Below are 13250 nucleotides of genomic sequence, written 5' to 3' on the forward strand. Positions count from 1 at the left end.
CTGATTGCAGGTCCAATTTTCACAACTTGTCTGCCGCACGCTGAGCAGATTCCCTGCTCTTCTTTTGATGCTCTTTGGCAAGAGGCACGTTAATGATACTGCCCTCGCTCCACCTCACATCTGCGCCAACTTCAACCAGTCTGATTACAAAAACCGGACCTTCCCAGATGTTAGTGCGAGATTCAAATTTGTTTCCTGATTTTGTAGAAACCGGCTCAACAAAGAATCTCTTGGGTTTGCCGTAACGTTTCGTGAAGATCTCAACAGCTTGCGAGTATTCTGATTTATTAAACTGCATCCTGAACCGGGCCGGCTTGTCGTCAAAGGTATCCAATTGCAGAGTGTGACCGATTCCGAGATCCGGACTGTTCCAAATGGTGAATTTCGTCGGACTCTCCATGAAGTAGCAGATCCCGACATCCCTGGCCCGACCATGGTCGACCATATCGATACCTTGAACTTTGGGACATTCCGTCATTTGCCCGGGAAATGGCAAATCCATGGGAATACCCAGGAAACTGGTTTGGGCAAAAACCGGATGCGCGACAAAACAAAACAGCAAAGCTATATATTTTTTCATTTTTTTGGCAGCAGAAAATATTTTGGTATTGCAGACAAAAGTGGCCAGACACCAAATAACAGAAAATTTCCGTGAGTTATTTCCAGCTCACCGGGAGGTCGACCGCTTTACAAATGGCGCGATAAACAGATTTATTACGTTTATTCCCTTGGGTGATTGGGTACACTTTCTGATTTTCCCAACGCGCCATATTTCTGATGTTGTTGGCATCGTTATTTCCCGTAATTCTACGAGCCCCGGTTGAGCAATGAATTTCCCATCGGGTGTATTCTTTTAAACCAAATGATTCAGGCTGAACTTCTCGCTCGAAGAATTGCGCAACCCCGACACCCACTAATTGGATAGCTGGCAAACCATCCCGAAATACGCCAAAACTCACATACCCACCTACTACATTTTGGTTTTCCGGAATACCACTGACCAAATTGAACATTGGCTTTTCAATGACAGGATCAGCCATCGTCATGGTGCTATTTAATGTGAGTACCAATGTAAAAAACGACGCCAAATATCGCATTATTTCCTTCTATTTTTAGTTTCAGACGATGATTCAAAGTGAAATGAAAAGAATGGAAGACCTTGGCGCCAAGCGTCCCTGTAGTCCGGACCGCTTTTGTCCGCCTGTACGTCATCTCGCCTTTTTTAGCTGCTCGACAGCGTTCAATTTGAAATTGTGGCTGCAAGCCGGTTGACCGCAGCATATCTTTTGCTTCATTTGACGCCTCGCCCTCCGTCGGAAACGTGCCGACTTATTTCAGGATGAGTCACGGGCAATAAAAAAGCCCGCTTGCGCGGGCTCTTTTATCAATACTGGCGGAGAGGGTGGGATTCGAACCCACGGTACGATTTAACGTACGCCTGATTTCGAGTCAGGTACATTCGACCACTCTGCCACCTCTCCGGTTGTGCTAGTCGACTAATTTGCCAATGCAGCAAAGCACGAGACTATATCAGAAAGATTCTGGTTAAGGAATACCCCTTTTGCATTCGGACATGCTTTTTTTTTGCAGGCCGCACGTTCTTATCATCATCCTGTCATAAATCATCACTACGATCAGATGTTGCCCAACGTCTATACGCCACTAAAACTCTAAGGTTCGCCCAAAAAATGGCTCCATTCGGTACCCACACCGTGGAAAGCAAACCCGCCGCCTTTGCGGCTGCCCCGCCGCTGCCGGCCTGTCCGCAGCCGCCCGCTGACCAGGGCGACTCACATTTGTTGTCGCATTTACATGAAATCATCGCCCAGCGCAGCCTGACTGCGCTGTTCCAGCCCATCATCCGCATGCGCAGTGGCGAAATTCTTGGTTATGAAGGTTTGATCCGGGGGCCGTCCAACAGTCCGTTGCATTCGCCGCTCAATCTGTTCAAGGTGGCGCGCGCCCATCAACTGACGGTACAGGTCGAGCATTTGTGCCGCCATATTGTCATGGCGCAGTTCGCCAAATCGGGCTTGCCGGGCAATCTGTTCCTCAACGTCAGTCCCGGTGCCCTGGTGCAGCCGGAAGCGATTCAGGGTGAAACCCTGCGCTATCTGGAGCAGCTCGGCATCAATCCGCAACGCATCATCATCGAACTGACCGAAAACGAGCCGACTTACGATTACGAACTGCTGCGCAACGCCGCCATGCATTATCGCGAGATGGGGTTTCAGATCGCCATCGATGATCTGGGCGAAGGTTTTTCCAGCCTGCGGCTGTGGTCCGAATTGCAGCCGGAGTATGTCAAGGTCGACATGCACTTCATTCAGGGCATCAATAATGATCCGATGAAGTTGCAGTTCGTGCGCTCGATTCAGGAAATCGCTGAAAAATCGGGCTCCATCGTCATCGCCGAAGGCATAGAAACCCAGGCCGAATTGCTGACCATTCGCGATCTCGGCATCGCCTGCGGTCAGGGCTATCATATTGCGCGACCGATGGCGGCGCCCAAGACCCAGGTCGCAGATGACATCAGCAAGATCCTGCGCCGCGACAAGGTACCGCTGGCGTCGCCCAAGCAGGCGCCGGGCAAGAAGAGCGCCACCGTGTTCAAACTGCTGCGTGAAACCCAGTATGTCTCGCCCACCGTCTCCAACGACGAAGTGTATCAACTGTTCGTCAACGATCCGCTGTTGCAGGCACTGCCGGTGGTCAGCAACGGCATTCCGGTCGGACTGATCAACCGCTACAGCATGGTGGAGCGCTTTGCCCGCCTGTATGGACGCGAACTGTATGGCAAAAAGTCGTGCACGTTTTTCATGGATCCCAATCCGCTGCTGACCGATCAGCACACCAGCCTGCAAGACCTCAGCCATATTCTGGTGGAAGCTGAATCACACCATTTGTCGAACGGCTTCATCATCACCGATCAGGAACAATATATCGGCATGGGCACCGGTCATGATCTGTTGCGTGAAATTACCCAGATGCAGATCGATGCGGCGCGCTATGCCAATCCGCTGACGCAGTTGCCGGGCAATGTCCCGATCAATGAACATATCGAATATCTGCTGCAGAGCGGCGTCGAGTTTTGCATCTGCTATTGCGACCTTGATCACTTCAAGCCATTCAATGACGTCTATGGCTACCGCAAGGGCGATGACATGATCCAGTTGACCGGACGCGCGCTGAGCGAGCATTGCGATCCCGAACATGATTTCATCGGCCATATCGGTGGTGACGATTTTCTGATCATGTTCCAGAGCGAAGATTGGGAACGGCGCTGCCACGCCATGCTGGAAACCTTCAGCAGCACGTCGCAAGCGTTCTACTACATCGAAGACAAGGAACGCGGCGGCTATTACAGCGAAGATCGCCAGGGCAACAAGGTATTGCACCCGCTGGTCAGCCTGTCGCTCGGTGCAGTCAAGATCGAACCGGCGCAATACACCTCGCCGCACCAGATTGCTTCTGCTGCCACCAAGGCCAAGACCCAGGCCAAGAAAACCCCCGGCAACAGCCTGTTTATCGAGCGCCGCATCCCGGCCACTTTCTCGTGGGCGATGTAATCGATTGCACCAACACGATCCACCCACAATGAAAAACGGCCGCTGTGCAATCCACACAGCGGCCGTTCTGCATGCAGCGATCCGTCAGGCTGCAGGCGCCAGTCGCGCCACGCCGCCCATGAAGGGGCGCAAGGCTTCCGGTATCTCGACGCTGCCATCGGCTTGCTGATAATTTTCCAGCACCGCCACCAGCGTGCGGCCCACTGCCAAGCCTGAACCATTGAGCGTATGCACCAGTTCCGGCTTGCCTTGCGGATTGCGGAAACGCGCCTGCATGCGGCGCGCCTGGAAGGCTTCGCAATTCGATACCGAGGAAATTTCGCGATAGGTATTCTGCGCCGGCAACCAGACTTCGATGTCGTAAGTCTTGGCAGCGCCAAAGCCCATATCACCGGTACACAGCGTGACCACGCGATACGGCAGACCCAGTTTCTTCAGAATGTTTTCAGCGTGACCCAGCATGTCATCGAGTGCTTCATACGACTTTTCCGGATGCACGATCTGCACCATTTCCACTTTATCGAACTGATGCTGACGAATCATGCCGCGCGTGTCGCGGCCATAGCTGCCGGCTTCCGAACGGAAACAGGGCGAATGCGCCGTCATCTTCAATGGCAGGCTGTCGCCGGCGACGATTTCATCGCGCACCAGATTGGTCAGCGGCACTTCCGCCGTCGGGATCAGATACAGCGCGTCGTTGCTGTCGCCTTCCTGGCCGCCCTTCCTGGCCGCAAACAGATCGGCTTCGAACTTGGGTAACTGGCCGGTGCCGCGCAGCGAATCGGCATTGACGATATACGGCGTATAGCATTCGGTATAGCCGTGTTCCAGCGTATGGGTATCCAGCATGAATTGCGCCAGTGCGCGATGCAGACGGGCAATGCCGCCCTTCATGACGGCAAAACGTGAACCGGTGAGCTTGGCGGCGACATCGAAATCGAGGCCGAGTGCAGCGCCGACATCCACATGGTCCTTGACCTCGAAGTCAAAGCTGCGCGGCGTGCCGACCTTGCGCAATTCGACATTGCCGCTTTCATCGGTGCCGGTCGGTACCGATTCGTGCGGCAGATTCGGCACGGTCAGCAAAAAGTCGTTCAATTGCGCCTGCACTTCTTCCAGCCGCGTCGCCGACGCCTTCAGTTCATCGCCGATGCCATTGACTTCCGCCATCACCGTTGACGCATCTTCGCCCTTGCCCTTGAGCATGCCGATCTGTTTCGACAGCGAATTGCGCTTGCCCTGCAGCTCTTCGGTACGGGTCTGGATTTGCTTGCGCTCTGCTTCCATCGCGTTGAAGGCAGGCACGTCGAGCTGGAATTTGCGGGCCGCCAGACGGGCCGCGACGTTGTCGATGTCTTTACGAAGAAGTTGAATGTCGATCATGGAAAAGGCCGAAAGAGAAAATAAGCCACGATTGTACCAAGCCGGCCGCCATTTCGCGGTGTCCCGCGCAGGCTTTCTGAGGCAAGCCGCAATCTCCCGCGTCGCCCGCAACCGTGCTTTGCCTGGCTGCCGGCACCGCTGTGGACAATGACCCACAACAAAAAAGCACCCGAAGGTGCTTTCATCAGCGGCTTACTTCGCTTTTCTGCCCTTATTTCCGGCACTTGATCAGGAAGAAAGGGAAATTCTCGTTGATTTCCTGAATCGCAGACAATCCGGCCTGATCAAACTCGGCATGAATGGACTCGCGGTCATAAAAGAACATTTGCACGCCATCGAATATTTCGTAGCGATCCTTGCTGAGCAATTTGCCTTGGCCGTAGGTGTGCGCCTCTTTCGAAATCGCGGTGAACACCATATAGCCGCCTGCCGATAACTGGTGATAGCAGTCGCGGATCAGCTTCTGCCGTTCGCTGGTGCCCAGCAGGTGAATCAGGGCATAGCAGAAGATGCCGTCGTAACGGCCGTCATCAAATGGCATCTCGGTGACCGAGCCATGATGAATGGTCATGCCGGCGCCGTAATGCTTGCGCGCCATCTCAATCGCGGTCGCGGAGATTTCAATCCCGGTCACGGCCATGCCGCTGTCCCGGAAGAGTTGCGCGTTGCGACCGTAGCCGATGCCCGGAATCAGGATGTTCTTCACCGATTTTTCCACAAAGAAATCCTTGGTCAACACGGCGGAATTCGAGGGTGCGAAGCCCCACATTTCCTGCTTGTCGACAAAACTGGATTCCCAAAACTCGGGCTTTTCTGCGTTTGTTGTCATCCGTGATTTCCTTTTTGCTCTATTTCTTGCGCTATTTCTTGCGCTATTTCTTGCCGGCTTCCTCATCCCACTTCTTCAGCACTGCCAGCTTTTCACCGATCTTGATTTCCAGACCGCGCGGCACCGGCTGATACCAGCCCGGATCGCCAATGCCGTCAGGCAGATAGGTTTCCCCGGCAGCATAGGCGTTCGGCTCGTCATGGGCATAGCGGTATTCATGACCGTAACCCAGTTCCTTCATCAGCTTGGTAGGCGCGTTGCGCAGGTGCACCGGCACTTCCCGGCTCTTGTCCTGCTTCACGAAGGCCCGGGCCTGGTTGTAGGCGTTGTAGCCGGCATTGCTTTTTGCTGCCACTGCCAGATAAATCACGGCCTGACCCAGCGCCAGTTCGCCCTCGGGGCTTCCCAGCCGCTCAAAAGTCAATGCGGCATCGTTGGCAATCTGCATCGCCCGCGGATCGGCCAGTCCGATGTCTTCCCACGCCATGCGCACAATGCGGCGCGACAGATAGCGCGGGTCGGCGCCGCCATCCAGCATGCGGGTCAGCCAGTACAGCGCGGCATCCGGATGGGAACCGCGCACCGACTTGTGCAGGGCCGAGATCTGATCGTAGAAATTGTCGCCGCCCTTGTCGAAGCGCCGCGCATTCAGCGTCAGCGCGTTTTGGATGAACTCCGGCGTGATGTGTTCGGTGCCGGCAGCGCGGGCGGCGGTGCTGGTCTGTTCCAGCAGATTCAGCAAGCGACGGGCATCGCCGTCGGCATAGCCGACCAGCGTATCGATTGCTGCTTCGTCAATCTGCAAATGCGCCAGCGCTTCAGCCTGGGCGCGTGCCACCAGTTGCTTGAGTTCGTCATCGGTCAGCGATTGCAGCACATACACTTGCGCCCGCGACAACAAGGCCGAATTGACCTCGAACGACGGGTTTTCGGTGGTAGCGCCGATAAATGTCACCAGCCCCGATTCGGCATACGGCAGCAAGGCATCTTGCTGGGACTTGTTGAAGCGGTGAATTTCATCCACGAACAGGATGGTGTGCTTGCCCATCGACAGATTCTGCTCGGCCTGCTCCATCGCCGCGCGGATATCCTTGACGCCGGAAAAGACTGCCGACAGTGCAATGAACTCACACTTGAAGGCGTTCGCGGTGAGCCGCGCCAGCGTGGTCTTGCCGACGCCCGGCGGGCCCCACAGAATCATCGAGTGCGGTTTGCCGGATTCGAATGCCAGCCGCAATGGTTTGCCGGCGCCGAGCAAATGGCTCTGGCCGATGACCTCGTCGAGCGTGGCCGGACGCAAGGCCTCGGCCAGCGGTGCGGTGGGTTCCAGCTTGAACAGATCAGCCATGCGCCACTCCCGCAACAGCCGCAAGGCGCAAGGTGGAACGGCAAACTAAGGATGCAGGATTCATTGGCAAGCAAAAAAGAAGGTCAAGACGATGGCAAAGCGATGACAAAACGACGATAGTTCGCCAGCATTGTACGCGCTGGCGCAACAGACTGTTGAGGCGACGGCAGTCGCGGCGAAGGGCTGGCGATGATAGAATCCGCCCGGCGTTATTGATTCTCTTCCCGCAATTTCCCTGCGCTTGCGCGCTGACTGCCATGGCCTTTGTCGTTACCGATTCCTGCATAGCCTGCAAATATACTGACTGCGTCAGCGTCTGTCCGATGGACTGCTTCGTCGAAGGCCCGAATTTTCTGGTGATTGATCCGGACGGTTGCATCGATTGCTCGATGTGCGTACCGGAATGCCCGGTCGGTGCGATTTATCACGATATCGATTTGCCTGAAAACCAGCGCCACTTCACCGACCTCAATGCACAACTGGCCAAACATCCGGGCTGGAAACCGATCACGCAGGCACAAGAACCGTTGCCGGATCACGCCCAATGGCGCGATGTGCAAGACAAGCTGGCGATGCTGAAAAATCCGGACTGAGCCGGATTGTTCCGGCGCCCTCAGTGGGCGTGATCAGTTATTGAAAACGTCCGCGCCCTTCGGCACCACGAAGACAAAACTGGTGGCTTTCAGCGGCGGATTCTTTTCAAAGTTCTTGAACGTCAACACCGATACCTGACCGAATGAGTCGCGCAACTCCATCGCTTGCGGCACACCGTTCTTCAGACCGATGCCGATCTTGTCGAAGGTCGTATCCTTGCTTTTCGGCGTTGCTTCCAGCCATTCCATGCCATCCTTGCTGGCGCCTTCCTTCAGCGTGAAATTCTTTTCCAGATCGTTGCTGCCGAACAGGATGGCGGCCGGCGATGAACCGAGGGCATTGCCGAGTTTCTTGGTGGTGACCTGATTCAGGTCCTTGTCATAGATGAACAGCTTGTCGCCGTCCGCCTGCAACACTTGCTCGTAGGGCTTTTGATAGGTCCAGATGAATTTGCCGGGACGGGCAAAGATAAAGGTGCCGCTCGATGTGCTCGATACCTTGACGGTGCCGCTCTCGGTTTTCACCAGCCGCTGGTCGAACTCGCCTTTGGCCGATTGCGTCGATGACACGAATTGTTTGAACTGATCGAGTGCACCGGCTGCTGCCAGCACCGGCACGCTGCTGACGACCAGCGCCAGCACCGCGCCGCACAAGGCACGGCGCGTATTGTTTCGGGTATTTTCTTGTTTCAGCAATATCATGTGTTATTCCGCGTTGTTTCCTGCCGGCACCAGGATTTCCCGGTTGCCGTTCGACTGCATGGTGGAGACCAGACCACTTTGCTCCATCTGCTCCAGCAAACGTGCGGCACGGTTGTAGCCGATACGCAAATGCCGTTGCACCAGAGAAATGGACGCGCGGCGATTCTTGAGCACGATCGCCACGGCCTGATCGTACAGCTCGTCGCCTTCGGTGCCACCGGCAGCGGCACCGCCAGCGCCATCAGCGTCTTCCAGCACGCCTCCCTCTAGGATGCCCTCGATGTAATTCGGTTCCCCCTGCTCCTTGAGGTGATCCACCACGCGATGGACTTCTTCATCGGAAACAAAAGCGCCGTGGACCCGGATCGGCAAACCGGTGCCGGGCGGCATGTACAGCATGTCGCCCATGCCGAGCAATGCTTCCGCGCCCATCTGATCCAGAATCGTGCGGGAGTCGATCTTGCTGCTGACCTGGAAGGCAATCCGGGTCGGCACGTTGGCCTTGATCAGACCGGTAATCACATCGACCGATGGTCGCTGCGTTGCCAGAATCAGGTGAATTCCGGCGGCCCGCGCCTTTTGCGCAATCCGCGCGATCAGTTCTTCCACCTTCTTGCCGACCACCATCATCAGATCAGCCAATTCGTCGATGATGATGACGATGGTTTCCAGTTGCTCCAGCGGTTCCGGGGCATCCGGCGTCAGGCTGAACGGATTCGGGATTTTCTCGCCGCGCTTGTCGGCGTCGGCAATTTTCTGGTTGTAACCGGCCAGATTGCGCACACCGAGTTTCGACATGCGCTTGTAACGCCGTTCCATTTCCGCCACGGCCCAGTTCAGCGCGTGACCGGCCTGACGCATGTCGGTCACGACCGGCGCCAGCAAATGCGGGATGCCTTCGTAAATCGACAATTCCAGCATCTTCGGATCGATCAGGATCAGACGTACCTGCTTGGCAGTGGATTTATACAGCAGTGACAAGATCGTGGCGTTGATGCCCACCGATTTACCGGAACCGGTGGTACCGGCCACCAGCAAGTGAGGCATCTTGGCCAGATCGGCCACCACCGGGTTACCGGCGATATCCTTGCCGAGCGCAATCGTCAAACTGGAAGCGCTGTCGTTATAGACCTTGGAACCGAGGATTTCCGTCAGCCGCACGATCTGGCGTTTCGGATTCGGCAATTCCAGGCCCATGTAATTCTTGCCCTGAATCACTTCCACCACGCGAATCGAGGTCAGCGACAGCGAACGTGCCAGATCGCGTGCCAGCCCGACAATCTGGCTGCCCTTGACGCCGGTTGCCGGTTCGATTTCGTAACGGGTAATCACCGGCCCCGGATAGGCCGCCACCACTTTGACTTCGACGCCGAAATCCGACAGTTTCTTTTCAATCAGGCGGCTGGTGAATTCCAGCGTCTCGACCGAAACCGTCTGTTGCTGTGGCGGCGCTTCGTCCAGCAGCGACAGCGGCGGCAAGCTGCCATCGCCATCTTCGAACAGGCTGGATTGCCGTTCTTTCTCGACCCGCTCCGATTTTTGCACTGCCACCACTTGCGGCTCGATGCGGATCGGCGGCGCTTCGACGATCTTGGCGCGTTCCTGCACCACCACTTCTTCGCGTTTGACGGCGGCGACGTGACCAACCTTGCGATCTTCGCGTGCCGAATAGAAATTGCGTACCCAGAAAATACTGTCTTCCACTGCCGCGCCGATGCGTTCCACCGTTGCCAGCCAGGAAACATGGAAAAACAGGCTGAAACCAAGTCCGAACAGCAGCAACAGCAGCAACGTGGCGCCGGTGAAGCCGAGCGAAGTCTGGGCCGCATGACCGATCATCTCGCCCAGCACGCCGCCCGGCGCGCGCGGCAACGGTGCCTTGAGGCTGTACATGCGCATGTATTCGATACCCAGGCTGCCGGCCATCAGGAAGACAAAGCCGATGCCCCGGATCAACCCTTCCTGATGATGCTCAGGCTCCGTTTGCTTTTCGACAAGAAAACGATTCGACATGCGCCGGTAGCTGAGCCAGATCGAGCGCGCCAGCAATACGCACAGCCACCACGCCGACATGCCGAAGATATAGAGCAACAGATCAGCCAGCCAGGCGCCGATGCGACCGCCCCAGTTATGCAGGCGCGGCACGGCGTTGGCCACCGACCAGCCGGGGTCGTGCGGCGAGTAGGTCAGCAAGATGATTGCCAGATAAACCAGCAGCGTCCCCAGTGCAATCCAGCGCGCCTCATATAACAGGCGTGCCAGCCTGCCGGGCAGCGGCGGCGCGGGTGCTTTGGTAGAGCGGGTGTAGCCTTGACTTGTTTTACTCATAACTCTCGTGTGGTGCGAATGCAGAACATCATTGTAACGGTGATTGCGGCGCGGACAAGGAAGCTATGACAGGCATAGTGTAATTCCATCGGCAGCGCGGCGGCTTCGTCTATAATCTTAACCGTTTTGCAGCGCAATAAAACCATGCGCCGGTACTGCCGGCGTAACGGCAAACGCATTGAATTCCGGCAAATCGGCGTCACATGCTGACTGCTACCCCTTTTTGACAATGATGAGTATTTTATGACCACGCCTAAACACGCCAAGGTTTTGATTCTCGGTTCCGGCCCCGCCGGTTACAGCGCCGCCGTCTACGCCGCGCGCGCCAACCTCAATCCGGTGTTGATCACCGGGGTCGAGCAAGGTGGCCAGTTGATGACCACTACCGACGTCGAGAACTGGCCCGGCGACCCGATGGGCGTGCAAGGCCCGGAACTGATGCAGCGCCTGTTGCAGCATGCAGAACGTTTCAATACGGAAATCATTTTCGACCATATCCACACCACCAAACTATCCGAAAAGCCATTGCGCCTGATCGGCGACGCCGGCGAATACACCTGCGACGCCCTGATCATCGCCACCGGCGCTTCGGCCCAGTACCTCGGCATGCCGTCCGAACAGGCGTTCATGGGCAAAGGCGTGTCGGCCTGCGCCACCTGTGACGGCTTCTTTTACCGCGGCAAGGACGTGGCCGTCATCGGCGGCGGCAATACCGCCGTGGAAGAAGCGCTGTACCTGTCCAATATCGCCAGCAAGGTCACCATCATCCATCGCCGCGACAAGTTCCGCGCCGAACCGATCCTGATCGACCGTCTGTTGCATAAAGTGACGGAAGGCAAGATCGAGATCAAATGGCACCACACGCTCGATGAAGTGATCGGCGACGACAGCGGCGTCACCGGCATCCGCATCAAGTCGACGCAAAACGACAGCACCACCGACATCAGCGTGCACGGCCTGTTCATCGCCATCGGCCACAAGCCCAATACCGGCATCTTCGAAGATCAGCTCGACATGCATAACGGCTACATCAAGACCAAGACCGGTCTGGAAGGCAATGCCACCGCCACCAGCGTGCCGGGCGTGTTTGCCGCCGGCGACGTGCAGGACCACATCTATCGCCAGGCCATCACCAGCGCCGGCACCGGATGCATGGCGGCACTCGATGCCCAGCGTTATCTGGAAGGTCTGGAATAAGACCATCCATCCGGCAGCAGCGGCACGCCGTTGCTGCCGGCGTCAACCAGCAGATCGTCCGCCATGGCTTCCATCAAAGATTTTTCAGCACTCAAGTCGCTGCGCAAGGATTTGAAAGCGCAGGAAGAAGCACGTCAGGCAGCGGATGCCGAACGCTTGCGGCAAGAACAGCGGGCGCGCGAAGAGGCCGATCTGTTTCGGCTCAGCGTCGGTCAGGTCGCGCCGCTGCGAGTACCGGAAAAAATCACCCTGCTGCCACCGCCACCGTTGCCCATCGCCCGCCAGCATCTGGCCGATGAACAGGCGGCATTGCAAGAATCCCTGTCGGATGAATTCACCTTCGACACCCTGATGGCCAGCGATGAAAACCTCAGCTTCGCCCGGCCCGGCGTCGGTGTTGATGTCTTGAGCAAACTGCGGCGCGGTTATTGGGCGATCCAGGATCAGCTCGATTTGCACGGCATGCGCCGCGACGAAGCGCGCGAAGCCTTGAGCGAATTTCTGCGCATGGCGCGCCGCCGCGGTCAGCGTTGCGTGCGCATCATTCATGGCAAGGGGCTTGGTTCAGTCAACAAGGAACCGGTGCTCAAGCAAAAAGTACGCAACTGGCTGGCACAGAAAGATGAAATCATCGCCTTTTGTCAGGCCCGCCCCGCCGATGGCGGCTCCGGCGCACTGGTAGTGTTGCTGACCTCGGGCTCCAGTTCCGGTGGCGGCTGAAGCATTCCTTTGCAGCGCCATGAAAAAAGCCGCCTGACCGGTCTGATCAGGCGGCTTTTGCATTTCCGGCAAAGGAGATGCAGCGTTGCTTATTCGACGGCCTTGACCATGTCTTCGATGACCTTCTTGGCATCACCGAACACCATCACGGTCTTGTCCATGTAGAACAGTTCGTTGTCCAGACCGGCATAACCGGCAGCCATCGAACGCTTGTTCACGATCACGGTCTTGGCCTTGTAGGCTTCCAGAATCGGCATGCCGGCAATCGGCGACTTCGGATCCTTGGCCGCCGGATTGACCACGTCGTTGGCGCCCAGCACCAGCACTACATCGGCCTGACCGAATTCGCTGTTGATGTCTTCCATCTCGAACACCTGGTCATACGGCACTTCGGCTTCGGCCAGCAACACGTTCATGTGACCCGGCATGCGCCCTGCCACCGGATGGATCGCATACTTCACGGTCACGCCCTTGTGGGTCAGCTTCTCGGTCAGTTCCTTCAACGCATGCTGCGCACGCGCCACGGCCAGACCGTAGCCCGGCACGATGATCACGGTTTCGGCATTGCCCATCAGGAACGC

Annotated in this window: 12 protein-coding genes and 1 tRNA gene; 4 read left to right on the forward strand and 9 right to left on the reverse strand. The window is 56.7% G+C overall.

Annotated elements, in window-relative coordinates; genetic code table 11:
- Positions 1-19: 19 nt before the first annotated feature.
- The 3 genes from AKL27_RS26370 to AKL27_RS26380 all read right to left on the reverse strand — a co-directional run bounded on the left by AKL27_RS26370 (position 20) and on the right by AKL27_RS26380 (position 1481).
- Positions 20-580, reverse strand: coding sequence for a hypothetical protein (locus tag AKL27_RS26370; protein WP_050465882.1), 561 nt, complete (start codon positions 578-580; stop codon positions 20-22).
- A gap of 76 nt (positions 581-656) precedes the next feature.
- Positions 657-1040: a hypothetical protein gene (locus AKL27_RS26375; protein ID WP_157057124.1), complete on the reverse strand. Its 384-nt coding sequence runs from the start codon at positions 1038-1040 to the stop codon at positions 657-659.
- A gap of 351 nt (positions 1041-1391) precedes the next feature.
- Positions 1392-1481, reverse strand: a tRNA-Ser gene (locus tag AKL27_RS26380).
- 270 nt (positions 1482-1751) lie between these two features.
- Here AKL27_RS26380 and AKL27_RS26385 point away from each other — a divergent pair.
- Complete coding sequence (locus AKL27_RS26385; RefSeq protein WP_050465891.1) at positions 1752-3569, forward strand: GGDEF domain-containing protein; 1818 nt, start codon at positions 1752-1754, stop codon at positions 3567-3569.
- Between the two features lie 84 nt (positions 3570-3653).
- Here AKL27_RS26385 and serS read toward each other — a convergent pair whose 3' ends face one another.
- From serS to AKL27_RS26400, 3 genes are all read right to left on the reverse strand, one after another.
- A complete protein-coding gene (gene serS, locus AKL27_RS26390; protein WP_050465884.1) occupies positions 3654-4952 on the reverse strand; it encodes a serine--tRNA ligase in 1299 nt (432 codons plus the stop codon).
- Positions 4953-5163: 211 nt separating this feature from the next.
- Complete coding sequence (locus AKL27_RS26395) at positions 5164-5847, reverse strand: class I SAM-dependent methyltransferase (protein WP_198156098.1); 684 nt, start codon at positions 5845-5847, stop codon at positions 5164-5166.
- Complete coding sequence (locus AKL27_RS26400; protein ID WP_050465886.1) at positions 5825-7129, reverse strand: replication-associated recombination protein A; 1305 nt, start codon at positions 7127-7129, stop codon at positions 5825-5827. Before AKL27_RS26400 ends, AKL27_RS26395 begins: the two co-directional genes overlap by 23 nt.
- 257 nt (positions 7130-7386) lie before the next feature.
- Between AKL27_RS26400 and fdxA the strand changes: the two genes are divergently transcribed.
- Positions 7387-7722 carry a ferredoxin FdxA gene (gene fdxA / locus AKL27_RS26405; RefSeq protein ID WP_050465892.1) on the forward strand — a complete coding sequence of 112 codons (336 nt, stop codon included), beginning with the start codon at positions 7387-7389 and terminating at the stop codon, positions 7720-7722.
- A gap of 33 nt (positions 7723-7755) precedes the next feature.
- On the opposite strand, the gene lolA is transcribed toward fdxA, so the two are convergent.
- Together lolA and AKL27_RS26415 are read right to left on the reverse strand one after the other, a co-directional pair.
- A complete protein-coding gene (gene lolA, locus AKL27_RS26410; protein WP_083439322.1) occupies positions 7756-8424 on the reverse strand; it encodes an outer membrane lipoprotein chaperone LolA in 669 nt (222 codons plus the stop codon).
- Between the two features lie 3 nt (positions 8425-8427).
- The gene (locus AKL27_RS26415; RefSeq protein ID WP_050465887.1) at positions 8428-10752 is read right to left on the reverse strand and encodes a DNA translocase FtsK; all 2325 of its coding nucleotides are present in this window, start codon (positions 10750-10752) and stop codon (positions 8428-8430) included.
- Positions 10753-10995: 243 nt separating this feature from the next.
- On the opposite strand from AKL27_RS26415, the gene trxB reads away from it, so the two are divergent.
- Positions 10996-11949, forward strand: a complete 954-nt coding sequence (gene trxB / locus AKL27_RS26420; protein ID WP_050465888.1) for a thioredoxin-disulfide reductase — start codon at positions 10996-10998, stop codon at positions 11947-11949.
- A 63-nt stretch (positions 11950-12012) separates the two neighbouring features.
- The gene (locus tag AKL27_RS26425) at positions 12013-12669 is read left to right on the forward strand and encodes a Smr/MutS family protein (protein WP_050465889.1); all 657 of its coding nucleotides are present in this window, start codon (positions 12013-12015) and stop codon (positions 12667-12669) included.
- An 89-nt stretch (positions 12670-12758) separates the two neighbouring features.
- Here the strand turns inward: AKL27_RS26425 and AKL27_RS26430 are convergent.
- A partial coding sequence (locus AKL27_RS26430) for an NAD(P)(+) transhydrogenase (Re/Si-specific) subunit beta (RefSeq protein WP_198156099.1) occupies positions 12759-13250 on the reverse strand: 492 nt, incomplete at its 5' end.

Origin of the sequence: Herbaspirillum autotrophicum (genome assembly GCF_001189915.1) — a bacterium.
GTDB classification, from domain to species: domain Bacteria; phylum Pseudomonadota; class Gammaproteobacteria; order Burkholderiales; family Burkholderiaceae_D; genus Herbaspirillum; species Herbaspirillum autotrophicum.